Origin of the sequence: Pedomonas sp. V897 (assembly GCF_051304405.1) — a bacterium.
Lineage (GTDB): Bacteria > Pseudomonadota > Alphaproteobacteria > Sphingomonadales > Sphingomonadaceae > Pedomonas.
On sequence record NZ_JBPPGG010000001.1, the window covers coordinates 762,957 to 778,809 of the forward strand.

At 67.5% G+C, this 15,853-nt stretch carries 13 protein-coding genes; 2 read left to right on the forward strand and 11 right to left on the reverse strand.

The genetic code is table 11. The annotated features are described in order from the left end of the window. The first annotated feature begins 5 nt into the window (after nucleotides 1–5). Nucleotides 6–713, forward strand: a complete 708-nt coding sequence (gene phoB, locus ACSJJU_RS03750; RefSeq protein ID WP_435913846.1) for a phosphate regulon transcriptional regulator PhoB — start codon at nucleotides 6–8, stop codon at nucleotides 711–713. Between the two features lie 290 nt (nucleotides 714–1,003). Then, the gene (locus ACSJJU_RS03755) at nucleotides 1,004–1,327 is read left to right on the forward strand and encodes a hypothetical protein (protein ID WP_435913848.1); all 324 of its coding nucleotides are present in this window, start codon (nucleotides 1,004–1,006) and stop codon (nucleotides 1,325–1,327) included. Nucleotides 1,328–1,484: 157 nt separating this feature from the next. On the opposite strand, the gene ACSJJU_RS03760 is transcribed toward ACSJJU_RS03755, so the two are convergent. The 11 genes from ACSJJU_RS03760 to ACSJJU_RS03810 form a co-directional block, all read right to left on the reverse strand. Further along, on the reverse strand, nucleotides 1,485–2,297 hold the full coding sequence (locus ACSJJU_RS03760) for a S1 family peptidase (protein ID WP_435913849.1): 813 nt from the start codon (nucleotides 2,295–2,297) through the stop codon (nucleotides 1,485–1,487). Between the two features lie 2 nt (nucleotides 2,298–2,299). Next, the gene (locus ACSJJU_RS03765; protein WP_435913850.1) at nucleotides 2,300–4,213 is read right to left on the reverse strand and encodes an XrtA/PEP-CTERM system amidotransferase; all 1,914 of its coding nucleotides are present in this window, start codon (nucleotides 4,211–4,213) and stop codon (nucleotides 2,300–2,302) included. A 5-nt stretch (nucleotides 4,214–4,218) separates the two neighbouring features. After that, nucleotides 4,219–5,826 (reverse strand): exosortase A, encoded by a 1,608-nt coding sequence (xrtA, locus tag ACSJJU_RS03770; RefSeq protein WP_435913851.1) that lies wholly within the window; start codon nucleotides 5,824–5,826, stop codon nucleotides 4,219–4,221. Beyond that, complete coding sequence (locus ACSJJU_RS03775; RefSeq protein ID WP_435914374.1) at nucleotides 5,823–7,091, reverse strand: TIGR03087 family PEP-CTERM/XrtA system glycosyltransferase; 1,269 nt, start codon at nucleotides 7,089–7,091, stop codon at nucleotides 5,823–5,825. Before ACSJJU_RS03775 ends, xrtA begins: the two co-directional genes overlap by 4 nt. A 2-nt stretch (nucleotides 7,092–7,093) precedes the next feature. Beyond that, nucleotides 7,094–8,131 carry a FemAB family XrtA/PEP-CTERM system-associated protein gene (locus ACSJJU_RS03780; RefSeq protein ID WP_435913852.1) on the reverse strand — a complete coding sequence of 346 codons (1,038 nt, stop codon included), beginning with the start codon at nucleotides 8,129–8,131 and terminating at the stop codon, nucleotides 7,094–7,096. A gap of 3 nt (nucleotides 8,132–8,134) precedes the next feature. Continuing rightward, a complete protein-coding gene (locus ACSJJU_RS03785; protein WP_435914375.1) occupies nucleotides 8,135–8,974 on the reverse strand; it encodes an XrtA system polysaccharide deacetylase in 840 nt (279 codons plus the stop codon). A 73-nt stretch (nucleotides 8,975–9,047) separates the two neighbouring features. Further along, nucleotides 9,048–10,142, reverse strand: coding sequence for an XrtA/PEP-CTERM system-associated ATPase (locus ACSJJU_RS03790; RefSeq protein ID WP_435913853.1), 1,095 nt, complete (start codon nucleotides 10,140–10,142; stop codon nucleotides 9,048–9,050). 146 nt (nucleotides 10,143–10,288) lie between these two features. Continuing rightward, nucleotides 10,289–11,950 (reverse strand): hypothetical protein, encoded by a 1,662-nt coding sequence (locus ACSJJU_RS03795; RefSeq protein WP_435913854.1) that lies wholly within the window; start codon nucleotides 11,948–11,950, stop codon nucleotides 10,289–10,291. 53 nt (nucleotides 11,951–12,003) lie between these two features. Continuing rightward, nucleotides 12,004–13,047, reverse strand: coding sequence for an XrtA-associated tyrosine autokinase (locus ACSJJU_RS03800; RefSeq protein ID WP_435913855.1), 1,044 nt, complete (start codon nucleotides 13,045–13,047; stop codon nucleotides 12,004–12,006). Between the two features lie 38 nt (nucleotides 13,048–13,085). Then, nucleotides 13,086–14,669, reverse strand: coding sequence for an XrtA system polysaccharide chain length determinant (locus ACSJJU_RS03805; RefSeq protein ID WP_435913856.1), 1,584 nt, complete (start codon nucleotides 14,667–14,669; stop codon nucleotides 13,086–13,088). A gap of 350 nt (nucleotides 14,670–15,019) precedes the next feature. Then, nucleotides 15,020–15,655 (reverse strand): XrtA/PEP-CTERM system exopolysaccharide export protein, encoded by a 636-nt coding sequence (locus ACSJJU_RS03810; protein WP_435914376.1) that lies wholly within the window; start codon nucleotides 15,653–15,655, stop codon nucleotides 15,020–15,022. Between the last annotated feature and the right edge of the window lie 198 nt (nucleotides 15,656–15,853).

Sequence of the window (15,853 nt, forward strand, 5' to 3'; positions counted from 1 at the left end):
ACCCCGTGAAGCCCAAGGTTCTCCTGGCCGAAGACGACATCAGCCTGACCGAGCTGCTCACCTACAACCTGGAGCAGGAGGGGTTTGAGGTCATCCACGCGGCGGACGGCGAGGAGGCCATGGCGCTGGCGCAGGAGCGCCAGCCGGATATTGCCATCCTCGACTGGATGATCCCCTACCTTTCCGGCATCGAGGTGTGCCGCCGCCTGCGCCGCATGCCCGAGACCGCGAACATGCCGATCCTCATGCTCACCGCCCGCTCGGAGGAAGGGGACCGCATTCGCGGGCTGGAGACGGGGGCGGACGACTACATCACCAAGCCCTTCTCGCCGCGCGAGCTGATCGCGCGCATCAAGGCGGTGCTGCGGCGCCTGCGCCCGGCGCTCACCGGCGCGCCGCTGTCCTACGGTGGCATCGAGCTGGACACCACCACCCACCGGGTGGTGCGCGAGGGCAGGACCATCGTGCTTGGGCCCACCGAATTCCGCCTGCTGCGCCACTTCATGGAACACCCCCGCCGGGTGTTCTCCCGCGAGCAGCTCTTGGATGCGGTCTGGGGTCACGACGTGGAGGTGGAGCTGCGGACGGTGGACGTGCACATCCGCCGTCTCCGCAAGGCGCTCAACGTCGATGACCTGCCGGACGTGATCCGCACCGTGCGCTCGGCCGGCTACGCGCTCGACACCGAGGCGGCAACCGAGGCCTCCCGCTAGCGCCCCGCCCCTGCCTTTCCTGTCCCCCGGGAGCCAAGACGTCGATAGATTTTACATCTCTACCGTAACGTTTCGTTACGCTCATCGCCTTCACATTGATTTCCCTATATTTTTTAGTCATTCCAACAAGCTGGCCCGAAAATTGCTTTTAGATCACACCGGGTGCAGTGCTGCTCTGGGCGGGTAGCGGCGCCCCGTGGTGACCGGATGCGGATTGCATCCAGCTTCCAATGAACTCAGGGGTCGAAGCCGAGGCTGGAGAATGCCAGCCAGAGGCTTGGGAGATAGACATGGCACGTCTTGATCAGGGCACAGGCCGCCTCTCCTTACGGAATTCCATTCTCGTATGGGTCGCAGGCATTGTGATTGGGTGGGGATGCGCAGTCGTCCTGTTTTACCAGTTGATCCGGGATTCCAGCGAAGATCGTGGTATGCACACCCGGGCCCTGATGGCGGAATCAAGCGAGGCTGTGGGTGTGGCCGATATTGCACCGGCAGCCGGCGGCGAGGAGGCCCTCGCATCCACGGAAGAGGCCGGGCCGGAGGCCGATGAGGCGCAGATGGAGGCCCGGGCAATACCCATCGACGACGTCAGGACCACGGCCACCAACTGACACCAGCGCTCGACACCGGCATCCACCCGGAGCGGGCATCCCTCATCAACGGGCCTCATCAACCGGCGCCATCAACCGGCGCCATCAACCGGCACTGTCAACGGGGCCGGGACTCGCCGGGGCCGAGACTCGCCACCGGGCGGCCCCTACGGCCGCCCTACGGCTTCAGCCCGTTGGCCAGCAGCAGCTGGCGGATGAACCCGGCCGGAATGGCATAGGCGATGCCGCTGGGTTCGGAGATCACCTTCTCCCGGGTGGTCTTGATGAAGGTGGCGTTGAGAATGCCCACCACCTCGCCGTTCCCCGCGTCATAGAGCGGGCTGCCGCTGTGGCCGGGATAGGCCACCAGATCCAGCTGATACACCTCGTAGCGCGGCGCGGCGACAAAGGCCGCGTCGAGAAAACGGCTGTCCGGCTGCGGGCTGATGTTGGGCGGCCGGGCGGAGACAATCCCCGCCTGCGTCGCCGGATACAGCCCCAGCACGGTGCCGATGGGAAAGCCGGTGACGGCAATGGCGGAGCCCTCCGGCAGCAGCTCCGGGTCGGAGCGCAGCCGCACGGCGGGCAGCGGATCGCCGGACATGCGCAGCAGGGCCAGATCATGCGCCGGGTCCTGCGCCACGATGGAGAGCTGGCGGCGGTCCACGTCGCTGCCGTTGCGCACCAGCGCGAACAGCGCCTGCTGCCCCTTGGACGGATCGGAGCGGATGACGTGGGCATTGGTGACGACGTGGCGGCCATCGCCCACCACGAAGCCCGTGCCCGCCAGATGGGAGGCCAGCGGCCGCGTCACCTGAAAGGTGGTGATGCCGACAACCGACGGCTGCACCTTGCGCACCGCTTCCACCAGATTGGCGGCGGCCGGGCCGCTCGCCAGCGCGCACAGCGCCGCCAGCGCGAACAGGAAGAGACTCTGGAACGTGACCGTCAGGGGCGGCAGCGCGATCGCCGCGGTCCGTATGGGTGGCATGCTCACACTCCGGCAGCTGCGGGTTGATTCACCAGATGTCTCAAACTTTGGTCGAACATGAGCAATTGCCAGAGCAGACGGCTGTTGTCGCGCACGCCTTTCACATGATCCTGCGCCGCCTGGGAGATGAAATCCGCATTGAACCAGCCTGTCTCGGTGACGGTCGCGCTGTGGGCCAGCGCCAGCGCCGTCTCTGCCAGCGGTCCCCGGAACCAGCGGTCGATGGGCACCACGAAGCCCATCTTGGGCCGGTAGAGCAGGTCGTGGGGCACGTAGGGCTCCAGCGCCTTCTTGAACAGCCACTTGCCCTGCCCGCCGCGAATGCGCATGGCCGTCGGGATGCCCGCCGCCCATTCCAGAAACTGGTGGTCGAGCAAGGGCTCGCGCGCCTCGAGGCTCACCGCCATGCTGGCCCGGTCCATCTTGGTGAGGATGTCGCCCGGCAGCCAGACCTTGATGTCCGCATACTGGGCCTGGCTCAGCGGATCATCCGCCGGGGCCTTCTCCATGACATCGCGATAGATGTCGTTGGCGCGATAGCCTTGCAGCGCGCGGCGGAAGGCATCGCTGAACAGGCGCTGCCGCTCCCCGTCCCGCACCACGGCGACGGAATTGAAGTAGGCCTCCGCCGTCGACAGGCCGAGGGACTGGAAGGTGGTCTTGGCCCGCAAGGGGCGCGGCGCCCAGTCCATCTTCGGCCAGGCGCGGCCCAGAAAGCCGAACAGCGAGCGGCGCAGCCCGAGCGGCAGGAGGGCGCGCACCCGCTCCTCGTGGGCGTGGAAGCGGTGGCGGCGGTAGCCCGCCAGAATCTCGTCGCCGCCGTCGCCGGAGAGGGCGACGGTGACGGTCTCCCGCGCCAGCTCGCACACCCGGTAGGTCGGCAGGGCCGAGGCGTCGGCAAAGGGCTCGTCATAGGCGAGCGCCAGCCGTTCGATGAGGCCGAAGTCGTTGGAGGACACCACCCGGCTGCGGTGACGGGTGGCGTAGCGCTGGGCCAGCCGCTCCGCATAGCCGGACTCGTCGTATCCGGCCGCGTCGAAGCCGATGGAGCAGGTGTTCACCGGCTCGCCCGACAACCCCGCCATCATGGCAACGACGGCGCTGGAGTCGACGCCGCCCGAAAGGAAGGCCCCCAGCGGCACCTCCGCGACCATGCGGATCTTCACCGCCTCGCGCAGGCGGTCGATCAGCTCCTCCCCCAGCTCCTCCGCGCTGCCCGGATGGGTGGTGTGGAAGGAGATGTCCCAATACGGCTTCGGCGCGGGGATCGAGCGGCCGCGCCGCAGCGTCAGGCTGTGCCCGGCCGGCAGCTTGTAGACGCCGCGCAGGATGGAGCGCGGGTCCGGCACATAGCCGTAGGCGAAGTAGTCCTCCACCGCCTGCTCGTCGATGGTGCGGGAGACGCCCGGATAGGGCAGCAGCGCCTTCAGCTCCGAGCCGAACACCACCACGCCGTCGGGCAGCACGCTGTAGTACAGCGGCTTCACCCCGAGGCGGTCGCGGGCGAGGAACAGGGTCTCGGTGCGCCGGTCGTAGAGGGCGAAGGCAAACATGCCCCGGAAGTGCTGGAGGCAGGCCTCGCCCCATTCCATCCAGGCGTACAGGATCACCTCGGTGTCGCAGTTAGTGCGGAACCTGTAGCCGCAGTCCGCCAGCAGGGCGCGGGTTTCCTGGAAGTTGTAGATCTCGCCGTTGAAGCAGACCACCACCTGCCCGTCGGCCGTGGCCATGGGCTGCTGGCCGCTGGTCAGGTCGATGATCGCGAGACGGCGGTGACCGAAGCCGACCCCCGGGTCGCACCACAACCCCGCCTCGTCGGGGCCGCGGTGGGCGATGACGTCCGTCATGCGCCGCAGCAGGTTGCGGTCGATGCGGCGATGCCCGCGCGTGTCAAAGATGCCGCTGATGCCACACATGGCTGCTATTGCCCCTTCGCGCCGGCGCTCAGGATGGCGCGAAGGCTCGCTTCGATCGGGCCCAGGTCATCCGCAAACGCCTGCAAATCTTCCGTGGAACGGACCGTCACATCAACCCGCTCCGCAGAGAGAACGAGCGTCGCCGCCACGAGGTCCCCGCCGAACAGCTTGGCTTTCAATCCCTCGATCTTGGCGACATAGGGGTTGCCGGTCAGCTTGCCGTTGACCCAGTACCACTGCCACACGTCGCGCACCTTGCCGCGCGCGTTGATCTGCATGGCCTGCGCCTCCGTCGCCTTGCCGCCGATGGTCAGCCGCCCGGGCAGGCTGGCCGCCCAGGTCCAGGTGTCGCTTGGCGCGACCGCCGTCTGCCCGTAGGCGACCAGCTCGTGCTCGTCGGTCTGGCGGCTGAAGGCGGCGACATAGAGGCTCACCGTGCGCGTGCCGTCCGTATAGGCATGGAACAGCTCCGCATCCGCCCCGGCGAAGTGCGGTTTCCAGTCCGCCGGCAGGGCGGCGCTCTGCCAGCCCGCCACCTCGGGCGGGGTCAGCTCCGCAAAGGAGATGCTGGCAGCGCGGTGGTCCATCCAGCTGCCGTAGGCCGCGCCCAGCAGCGCGATGCCCGCCACCGCCGATACGGCGAGCCAGGCCTGCCGGGCCGTGCCCGCACCGGCGCGGGTGAGGCCCTTGGCCTCCACGTCCATGGCCGGGTCGTCGATCCAGCGGTCGGAGAACAGGCGGCCGATGAGCAACACCGCGATCATCACGATGGAGAAGAACACCCAGCCGTAGACGATGTGATCGACGCCGACCGCATATTCGCTGTCGGTCAGGTGGGCGATGTAGATGATGCCGAAGGCCCGGAAGCCGTTGGCGATGACCGGCACGACAAGCGAGAGGCCGATGATGGCCGCGCGCCGCCACGGGCTCGCGAAGGCCACGTTGGCATAGAGGCTGCCCACCGCCAGCATGGCGATGACGAAGCGCACGCCCGAGCAGGCCTGCGCCACCTCGAAGTCGCCGGTCGGGATCGAGATGAAGATGCCGTCGTGGTAGGTGGGAACGTTCAGCCATTCCAGCAGCGACACCGAGAAGCGCGCGGTGAAGTCCTGGAGCATGGGCACGATCTGGTCGCCGAAGGGCACCAGGAACAGCAGGTAGAACAGCGGGAACAGCAGTGTGCGCGTCACCGCCAGTCCAAGGACGGTGAGCACGCTCGCCTGAATCATGAAGACGAGGGCAAACTGCTCGACAAAGGCCACCCGCGCCACGTCGCCGACCACCCACAGCAGCGCCGCGCCCGCCATGGGCACGAGGCCCCACCAGAACGGCCTGGGGTTCACCCGGGCGAGAAGGCCCCGCCGCATCCACACCAGCCACAGCACGATGGGCAGGATGAGCCAGGCATGGCCGAAGGTTTCGTCATTCTCCCATTTCTCGACCATCGAGATGGCCTCGGCGCGAAACAGGACCAGAATGACGGCCAGCACGGCCAGCCATGCCAGCGCATAGGGGCGCCAGACGGGCGCGAACCGGGCCGGTGCCCGGTCCCGGGCGGCGTCCGCCTTCGGGGGTGTCGAGCGCTCTTCTTCTGCGGTCGTCTCCAGTGTCACGCCGCGTCTCCTCCGGTTGCTCGGCTCAGGGGGACAACGGCAGACTCGCCCTGCCGCTGTGGCGTCAGGTCAAGCAAATCATCAAGCAACGACAGGGACCGGCCCCAGTCATACCGGTTGAGCACCAGACGGCGCGCCGCCTGGCCCAGCGCCGCCGCCCGCCCCGGGTCGCGCGCCAGGCCAATCACCGCGTCGGCCATCTCCTGCGGGCCGGCCTCCACCAGAAACTCCTTGCCCGGCGTCGCGGCGATGCCCTGCGCCGCCGCGGGGGTGGTCACCACCGCCTTGGCCATGGCCATCGCCTCGAGCACCTTGTTCTGCACGCCCCGGGCGATGCGGAGCGGCGCGACCGCCACGTCGGCGGCGGCGATGTAGGGGCGCACGTCGTCCACCGTGCCGGTGACCGTAATGCCCGGCCGCCGCCCCAGCCGCTGCACCTCCGGCGACGGACGCGCGCCGACGATGGTGAAGTGCGTCTCCGGCAGCGCCGCGCACACCTTCGGCAGCACCTCGTCCGCGAACCAGACAACCGCATCCACATTGGCCCAGTAGTCCATGGCCCCGGTGAACACCAGGTTGGGCTTGCCCGGCAGCGTCATCGGCTCGAACCGGGCGCCCGGCGAGAAGGTCTCGTGATCGACGCCGTTGAACATGGCGCGCACGTCATGGGCGGCGGAGCCCGCCACCGCCTTGAAGCTGGCCACTTCCGCATCGGTGACGAACAGCGACACGTCCGAGCGGTAGGCGGCCTCGCGCTCCAGCCCCAGCACCTTCACCGCCTCGCGCCGGTAGAGGGCGGACATGGGCCAGCGCTTGCTCTCGGCATACTGGCGCCACTTGTCCGAATCCATGTCGACGAAATCCATCACCACCCGCCGGCTGGGGCTGAGGATGCGATGGGCAAAGGGATACATGGCGGAGGAATAGAGGAACACCCGCTCCACCTTGTGGCGGGCAACCACCTGCGACACCCACCCGGCGAGCGGCTCGCGCGGGTAGTAGCTGGCGGTGATCGACTGGCCGTCCAGCAGCCCCTTCAGCCCCCGCAGCCGCGAGGACAGCGGCGTGATCGGCACGAAGCAGCACTCGCCCCCGACAACGGCGCGCAGGGTTTCCTGATGCTGCATGTCGGCGGGATCGTCGATGAAGCAGCCCAGATGCACCCGCGCCCGCTCCGCCAGGTGCTTGAGAATGTGCCAGGACCGGATCTTGTCCCCCTTGTTGGGGGGATAGGGGATGCGGTGGGCGAGAAACAGCACGTCCATCGTCAAGCAAGGCCTCGCGCAATGAGGGGACCGAAGGTGTTGGCAACCGGCAGCGGCAGGCGGCTCCACACCTCCGTCATCAGCCTGTATTTCGGGTTCAGCGGGTTGAGGTCGGGCATGGTGTGACCGTCCGCCAGCCGGTACTCGTAGACCAGCGGCTCCGGCTCGAACCCCCAGTTCTTCTTGAACGCGGCCGCCCCGGTGCCGACCTTGGACCGCCCGAAGTCGAACAGGGTGCAACCGCGCGCCGCCGCATGGAGCATCAGCTTCCAGTACATGTGATCGTTCGCCCGCCAGGTGCGCGCGTCGGCGACGCCGCCGCCATAGTAGGGCGCCACCTCGCCGTTGAAGTAGAGCGACAGCACGGAGGACAGCGGCCGGCCGTCCTTGGCAACGGTGAGGATGTCCGCATCCTCGCCGAAGGCGTCGAGGATCGCCGCGAACCAGCGCTTGGGGAACACGGGCGTGCCCAGGTTCCGCACGCTTTCGGCATAGACGGCGAAGTGCCGGTCCACATTGCGGTCGACCAGCGTCTCCAGATCGAAGGTGAGGCTGCGCCGCACCTCCGCCCGCTGCTTGCGGGGGATGGCCTTGAGGTTGTCGTCCTCCCGTTCGTACAGCGGCCGGCGGAAGGTCACGTAAGTCTCCGCCTTGGCCGGCCAGTCGGGGCGCAGCCGCTGCCGGTTGCGGTATTCGAGCGTCGGAACCCCGGCCTTCTGCGCCAGCGACCACGCCGCCGCGTCGAGGGCGGCATGGGCCTCCGCGTCCTCCGCCAGCGGGCCACCATAGACCGCGAAGGCGTTGGAGATGAACGACTTGCCGAACAGGGCCGAGCGCACGTGGGTGAGCGGCAGCACGCCCGCGATGTCCTGCCCGCGCCGGGCGCGCAGGTAGGGCGTCTCGTAGCCGTAGGCGCCCTGGATGGCCCGCCCCCAGTGGGTCAGGTGAAACGGCGTGCCGCCCGCATGGGCGCGCACATAGGCGTTCCAGCCCTCGGCGGCGCGCTGGTCCCAGATATCGATCAGATCCACCTGCACCATGGCTTACTCCGCCGCCGGAAGGGACGAGGCCTGGGGCAGGAACACGGCGTCCATCCGGTCCCACGCGAAGTCGTCGGCGAGGCGGGCAAGCTTTCCGTACATGCGGGACAGGTTGGTGTAATGCCGGAAGCGGGAGCGCAGGGGCGCTCCGGCCACGCGCGGCTGGTCCGGATCCACCTCCCAGGGATGGAAGTAGAACACGGCCGCCTGCCCGTCCTCCCGGTTCACCTTGCGGATGGCCCAGCGGGCAACGCCGTAGGGCAGCAGCCGGAAGAAGCCGCCGCCGAACGAGAGGGTGCGCCCCGCCACCGGCACGGTGGTGATGGGCACCTCGATGAGCGGGAACTGCGCGAACGGCCGGTAGGCGAAGCGCGGCGCGTCCGGCCAGCCGTAATGGTCGTGACGGATGGGTGCGACGGAGGAGGAATAGGCGTAGCCCAGCTCCGCCAGCACTTCGAGCGCCCAGGCGTTGGCCTTGCCGATGGAGAAGCTGGGCGCGCGGTAGCCGCACACGGCGACGCCCCCCGCATCTTCCAGCAGCTTCTTGGCCCGCTCCAGGTCCGCGCGGAACTGCGGCGCGGTGAAGCGGGTCACCCGGTCGTGCGCGTAGCCGTGGGAGGCCAGCTCGTGCCCTTCCGCCACGATGCGGCGGATGAGCTGCGGCTGACGCTCCGCCACCCAGCCCAGCGAAAAGAAGGTGGCGCGGATGCCCTTCTCGGCGAACAGGTCGAGCACGCGGCCGGTGTTGTCCGCCACCCGGCTGGCGTAGCTGTCCCAGTCCTCACGCCGGATGCAGCGCTCGAACGCACCGACCTGAAAATACTCCTCCACGTCCACCGTCATGGCGTTGCGCACGCGCCCGCCCGCCGCGGGCGCGGTGCCGAGGGTCCGCCGGTCGGGACTGTCGGTGACGGCGTTACTGTGCATCGGTTCCTGTCTTTGGATAGCCTTCCGAGGCGTTTTCCGCCCAGTCGGAGAGGATGTTCAGCATCTCGCGGATGGCCCGGTCGTGATGGCGCACATACTGCTCCAGCACTTCGAGGCGCCGCAGAATCTGCGCTTCCGCGCCGTTCAGATAGACCTCGGACGCGACGGCGGCCAGCTCCGCCCGCACCTTGGGCGGAATGTTGGAGCGCATGGGGCCGACGCCGGACAGCGCCTCCACCTGCGGCACGTGCTTCGGCCCGGTGGTGGGCGTCTGGTCCTTCTTCAGGTCGTCGATGACCTCCCGCACCACCTTCTCGTCGATCTCGTGCAGCTCCTCGAGCGCGCCGAACAGCAGGACGCGGGAGCACAGGTTGTTCAGCCGCCGCGGCACGCCGCCCGAGTATTCATACATCAGCGCGAAGGCTTCCGGCGTGAACACCGGGTCGTCCTGCCAGCCGCACAGCTTGAGGCGGTGGTAGATGTAACCCGGCACCTCCTCCTCCTGCATCGGCTCCAGGTGGTGGGTGGCGATGACGCGCTGGCGCAGCTGCTCCAGCTCGGGCGAGAGGGCGAGCTTGTCGCGGAACTCCGGCTGGCCGAGCAGGAAGATCTGGAGCAGCGCCCGGTTGCCCTCCTGGAAGTTGGAGAGCATGCGCAGCTCCTCCAGCGCCGAGACCGGCAGGTTCTGCACCTCGTCCACGATCAGGAGCACCCGCCGCCCTTCCCGGTGCTGGAGGCGCAGGAACTCCTCGATGCGCCGCAGGATGGCGGACTTGTCCATGCCGTCGGTGGCGATGCCGAAGGCATTGGCCACCATCTTCAGCGTGTTGTCCGCGTCCAGCTGGGTGCTGACGATCTTGGCCAGCAGAAACCGGGTCTTGTCCAGCGCATCGAACAGGTGGCCGACCAGGGTGGTCTTGCCCGCTCCGATATCCCCCGTGATGATGATGAACCCCTCCCCCTGGTTGATGCCATAGGTGAGGTAGGCCATCGCCTTCTTGTGGGTCCGCGTGTCGAAGTAGAAGCGCGGGTCGGGGGTGAGCTGGAACGGGCGGCCGTTCAGCTTGTAGAATTCCATGTACATGGCGCGCTTCCTCCCGCGTTTGATGCCTTCGCCAGAACGGAGCGCCGTTCCGCGGAACCGCGCCCGGTTCTGAAACCTGTCTATGCTTGCACGGCCCTGCGCGAAAGACTGCCGTATCTCCGTTGCCGCTGCATCGCGTCCCCGTTCTAGAAGGTCGCCCGCAGCGTGAATGTCAGGGTGTTGTCGTGCTGGCTCGTGCCGTACCCGTCCACACTGCGTTGCAGCGTGTAGAAGGTGGCCGAGCCCGTCAGATTGTTCGTGAACCGCATATGGTAGCCGATGGATCCCCCGAACACGTTGTCCCGCCGCTGACGCGACAGCGCATATTTCAGGTTGGAATAAAAAACGTTTCCGCTGAGGGACCGGCCGCCGGACATCTCGTGCGAGAACCCGCCGGACACGCCCCAGGTCACGTCCGAACGCCCGGCCAGATCGCTTTCCGGCGCCGGCGTATCCGCCGCCACGGACGCGCCAATGTTCAGATAGTTCCTCCGGTCATAAAAGGCCGCGATCTGCGCGGTGTTCCGCCCCGACTGGTAGCTGAGTTGCACCTGGCCAAGGCGGGACTTGAACGTGGCGTTGGTGACCACGCCCGACACCGGCAGCAGGCCGAACTCGGTCGGCACCATGATCAGGCCCGGGCCGAGGCGGTAATTCCGGTCCACCATGAAGGAGAAGGGCTGGCCCGCCAGCTGGCCGCTGAACAGCCGCCCGAAGGTGTTGAGCGATTCCGAATACCGGGCGGTGAGCGTGATGCCCTCGCGGATCTGGTAGGACAGGTCGCCATTGAACACCGTGCCGCCGTACTGGCGGCCGCCGCGCAGGGTGAGCTGGGTGCGGCGCGACGGCGTCAGGCGCACGCCCACGTCCCAGATGACGCCTTGCCGGTCCATCACCACCTGGCGCGGCTCGTCGGGATCGAACTGGAACCGGCCCTCGTCATCCAGAATGGGCAGGCCGGTCTCGGGATCGACCAGCAGTTTGTCCTGCTCGTCGTAGATGTCCTCGTAGCCGATGCTGCCCAGCAGCGCGATCTTGCGGTTGAGGGAGTAGCTCACGTCGAACACGCCCGACTTGATCCGCAATTCCTCGTTGAGGTCATCGCGGTCATCGGCGCTGTAGGTGCCGCGCAGCGTCCAGATGAGGCGCGCCCCCTGGTTGTTCCGGTTCGAGAGGGTCGCCACCGCGTCGTGCATGGTGGCGTCCGACGCCGGCGCGACGCTGTAGGCCGTGCCCGGCGGGGCTTCCTCACCCGCCCGGAACAGACGCCCGGCGTTGTCCACGTCGCTGTAGGCGAAGCGGTAGTAGGCGTCGAACACGGCGAAGCTGCCCAGCTCCTCCTGGAGGCGCGGCTGCACGTAGTAGTAGGAGACGGTGGACTGGTTGGGGTTGTCCTGCTCCGGCCCGGTGGACAGCGGGCCGCGCCAGTCCCGGAAGGTCTGGGTGACCACACCGCCCGCCTGCACGGACAAGAGATCGCGGATCAGCTCCGCATTGCCGTTGGCGTTGAGGCGGTGCTGTCCCTTGTCATAGAGGGAGTCGCCCCAAGCGGTGCGGCGGGAGAACTCGTAATCCAGCTGCCCCTTGATCCGCTTGGTATCGGCCCGCACATGCACGCCCGGCGCAATGGCGGTGATCATGCGGAAATCATCGTATGCGGTGTCGGAGAAACTGTGCCGCAACACCACGCGGGGCGTCACCTGAATGTCGGCCCGCGCCGCGGACGGCAGGGCCAGAGCCGAAACCGTTGCCAGCAGCAGCGCCGTTCCCCCGGTCAGTGGACGCCGAAACCCAAGCTTACTGCGCACGTGACTGCTTCCCCCCTGTGCAGCAACCATTCCCACCCCCCTGATCTGTACGGTCAGGAGCCGTACGTATAACCGTACCCGTATCCGTAGCCGTAATAGGCGCCGAACTTGCGGCCCGTCGTGCTGAACCGGGTCTTGTTCAACAACAGATGCGTGTGCTCGCACGCTGCGACCATGGCCAGCCCCTCACGGAGCTGCTGCTCGCGCGTGCGCTCCGCCTCCACGACGAACATGGTCTGCCCCACATGCAGCGCCAGCACGCCGGCCGCGGACGAGGCCAGCGCCGGAGGCGAATCGAAAATGATGATGCGGTCGCGGTAGCGCTGGGCGATTTCCTCGATCATCTCGCCCATGCGCTCGGAGGCCAGCAGCTCGGTGGTGAGGTGATGCTGGCGTCCCGCCGGCAGCACCGACAGGTTCTCGATGTTGGTGCGGATCAGGCAGTCGGCGAGGTCGATGTTCGGATCGGCGATCACGTCGATCAGGCCCTTGCCGCCCTCCAGCCCCAGGGTGGAGAGCACCTCGGGCTTGGCGAAGTCCGCATCCACCAGCAGCACGGTCACATCCCGCTCGGAGGCAATGGAGAGCGCCAGGTTGATGGCGCAGAAGGTCTTGCCCTCGTTGGGCTGGGACGAGCACACCAGAATGAGATTGCCGTTCTTGATCGCCGCGTCGCCCTTGGCGAAGGCGTTCAGCAGCAGCTGGCGCTTGACCAGGCGGAACTCCTCGGCCGTCAGCGTCGAGGGGCTGTCCGGCACCACGAACCCGGCCTCGCGCAGCGATTGCAGGTCGATCTCGCCCCGCCGGCTCTGCCGGCCTCCGCCGCGCCGGGCGGCGGGCCGCGCCGCGCCCTGCGTCGGGGCAGCCGGAGCCGCGGCCGCAGCAGCCGTCGCCGTCGCGGCTGCCGTCGTCGCCGCCGCTGCTGGCGCAGGCGTGGACACCTCCATCACCGGCGCCGGGCCTGGTACCGGCTCCAGCGGAATGGCGTTCGCCGCCCCGCCCTGGGACGCCTGCGCCTTTTCCAGACGCCGGGCCGCGCGCTCGAGCAGGGAGATGCCTTCGTCGCGGCGTGTGGTCTTGGGGTTTTCCTCACTCATCCCGTGTGCCTTTCAAATCCACGTCGCAGGAGGGCAGGCTAGATGGTCGGCACCTGCCGGCTGAGCTCGAGCACCAGCAGCGCCACGAAGACGCCGGCAAGGCCGAGGCAGCAGAAGGCAAAGACACCGAGCCGAAGCCGCGCCTGGGCGCGCTGCTGCTCGTTGGTGATGGCGCTGATCGAGCCGAGGACCGGCATGTTGGCGAAGCTGCTCTTCAGGTTGGCCACCGTCACGTACACCGTGTGAATCTGGCTCAGCACGAAGGCCAGGCCCACGCCCACGCCCAGACCCACGGCCATCACCGCCGCCAGCAGCAGCGGGCGGTTGGGCGCAACCGGCTTGGAGGGCACCTGCGGCGGATCGACGATGCGGAACTGCACCTTGTCCGTCTTGCTCTCCAGATCGGAGGCGACGCGGGTTTCCTCGCGGGAGCGCAGCAGCTCCTCGTACTTGGCCTTGAGCACGTTGTAGTCGCGGTTCAGCTTGGCCCGCTCCGCTTCCACGCCCGGCATGGTGGAGGCGCGGCTTTCCAGCTCGTTCAGCTCCATCTGCTGCTGGCTGCGCTGGGCCCGCAGGCTGGCGATCTGGCTGTCCATGTCGAACAGGCGGCTGCGCAGGTCCACGTAGACCGGGTTGGCCGTGCCGTGCTCGTCTTCGGCCTGACCGGAGCCGCCGCCCGCCTTCAGCTCTTCCTGATGCTGCTTCTTCAGCCGCTCGATGGTCTGGCGCGCCGAGACGATGTCCGGGTGCTGCTCCGTGTAGCCGCGGGCAAGGGAATCGGTGATCTGCCGCTCCAGCACCTCGATGCGGCCGAGGGTGGTGGAGGGGTCGAACCGGGGCGCGCCCGCCGGAGAGGACAGCATCGGGCCGGGGATGGTCTTGGGCACGCTGGCCAGCTGGGCCGCGAGCGCGTTGCGGGCGCTCTGCGCCTGCTGGATCTTGAAGTCGATCTCGCGCAGGCCGCGCTGGGCCGAGAGCAGGCGCTGGCTGTAGTTCACGTCGCCCGGCAGCAGGCCCAGATACTGGCGCTCGAACTCGGCCCGGCGCATCTCGGCTTCTTCCAGCTGCTTTTCGTATTCCTGGATCTGGCGGTCGAGGAACTGCCGCGTCTCGTTGTAGCTTTCGCGGCTGCCCTCCATGTTCCCCTCAACGAAGATGTTGATGAGGTTGGTCACCACCCGCTTGGCGACCGCCGCGTTCTGGGCGTCGGTCAGGTCCGGGTCGCCGGAGGTGTAGGAGAGGGTGAACAGGTCGCCGCCCTGCTGGTTCACCTTGATGTTCTTCATCATGGTGGAGATCAGGCGCTCCATGTCCGCCTCGTCCTGCACCGTCAGGTCCAGGTCGGAGCGGCGGATCACCTTCTCCAGGTTGGGGCGGCTGATGAGCGTGCGCCGCACGATATCCACCTGCCGGTAGATATTGGCGTTCACCGTGCCCACCAGGCGGGGCAACACGGTGTTGGTGTCCACGAACACGCGGGCGGTGGCCTGATACTGGTTGGGAATGGCGGCGACGATGCCCCAGCCGATGAGGCATACGATCCACATGGCCGCCAGTCCATACCACCGTTTGCGCCAGACCATGTAAAGCATCGTCATGATCTGGTCGTAGATCGATGTCATCGCCTACTCCTCAGCTTTCTGCCGGCGTCCCGCGCCAACCCCCGAAACCAACCGCCAAACCCTGTCGCCGAAACCTGTTGCCGAAACCTGTTGCCGGCCTGTGCCGGTTCCGTCCGGGCCGGTTCCGTCTGGCGGCGCCGCCTGAGCGGGTATCGCCAGGCGCCAGCTTACGCCGTGACTGTAAACGCCTTGTGTACGCAACAGGCAGGCGAGACTGCCCCCTGTCTCCCTGCCATTCTCCGGCCTGTCCCCGCGCGGGCGGCGAACCGGTCGGCTATGCCCCGGGTCCGGGATGGCGACCGGATCCTTCCGGCCGCCCGCCCCGACCCCGCTGGATCATACCCGGCGGATCAGAAGAAGCTTTCCGGGATGATGATCACGTCGCCCGGCTCGATCCGCACGTTTGCCGCGGTATCGCCGTCCTTGATGAGGCTTTCGATCTTCACCCGGTATTCCCGCTGCTGGCCCGTCTCCTTGTCGAAGCGGATCAGCCGCGCCCGGTTGCCCGATGCATAGTCGGTCAGACCGCCCACGGCGATCATCACATCGAGCAGGGTCATGTTCGCGCGGTAGGGAATGGCCTGCGGGTTGGCCGCCTCGCCCACCACGCGCACCTGCTGGGCGAACGGACCCTGGAAGCCGGTGACGATGACGGAGACCAGCGGATTCTGGATATAGTTCTTCAGCTGCTCCTCGATGTCCTTGGCCAGCTGGGTCGGCGTCTTGCCGGTGGCCGGAAGGTCATTGATGAGCGGCACGGTGATGCGCCCGTCCGGCCGGACGGTCACGCCCGTCGACAACTCGGGGTTGCGCCACACGAAGATGCTGAGGGAGTCCATCGGGCCGATGATGTAATCCGGCCCCGGCCCCTCGGCCGGCGACACGAACTGGGCGGACGGCAGCTGGGCCGAAGGTCCTGAAGAGCAGCCCGCCAGGGCCAACGCGAGACACGACACGACACCAGCAAACTTGAGATAGGATGACATCACGGCTGTTACCCCCTTGCAAACAGCAACCGTCCCGATGGCCTGCCACTATGCCGATGCAGAGCCTGCGCTGTTGTTCGACCTGAAACTCCAGTGCTGCAAACTATGGGTTCGGCGCGCCAGGCGCAACGGGAATCACCTAGTTGGATAGCATGGCATGACTTAATAAAAGCATAGCGCCCCTGGCTTTGCTCCAAA

Excerpts from the sequence above, each read along its gene's own strand:
- ACSJJU_RS03755 (WP_435913848.1), top strand. The coding sequence starts at position 1,004 with ATGGCACGTCTTGATCAGGGCACAGGCCGCCTCTCCTTACGGAATTCC.
- ACSJJU_RS03760 (WP_435913849.1), bottom strand. The coding sequence starts at position 2,297 with ATGCCACCCATACGGACCGCGGCGATCGCGCTGCCGCCCCTGACGGTC.
- ACSJJU_RS03765 (WP_435913850.1), bottom strand. The coding sequence starts at position 4,213 with ATGTGTGGCATCAGCGGCATCTTTGACACGCGCGGGCATCGCCGCATC.
- ACSJJU_RS03775 (WP_435914374.1), bottom strand. The coding sequence starts at position 7,091 with ATGGACGTGCTGTTTCTCGCCCACCGCATCCCCTATCCCCCCAACAAG.
- ACSJJU_RS03780 (WP_435913852.1), bottom strand. The coding sequence starts at position 8,131 with ATGGTGCAGGTGGATCTGATCGATATCTGGGACCAGCGCGCCGCCGAG.
- ACSJJU_RS03785 (WP_435914375.1), bottom strand. The coding sequence starts at position 8,974 with ATGACGGTGGACGTGGAGGAGTATTTTCAGGTCGGTGCGTTCGAGCGC.
- ACSJJU_RS03790 (WP_435913853.1), bottom strand. The coding sequence starts at position 10,142 with ATGTACATGGAATTCTACAAGCTGAACGGCCGCCCGTTCCAGCTCACC.
- ACSJJU_RS03800 (WP_435913855.1), bottom strand. The coding sequence starts at position 13,047 with ATGAGTGAGGAAAACCCCAAGACCACACGCCGCGACGAAGGCATCTCC.
- ACSJJU_RS03805 (WP_435913856.1), bottom strand. The coding sequence starts at position 14,669 with ATGACATCGATCTACGACCAGATCATGACGATGCTTTACATGGTCTGG.
- ACSJJU_RS03810 (WP_435914376.1), bottom strand. The coding sequence starts at position 15,655 with ATGTCATCCTATCTCAAGTTTGCTGGTGTCGTGTCGTGTCTCGCGTTG.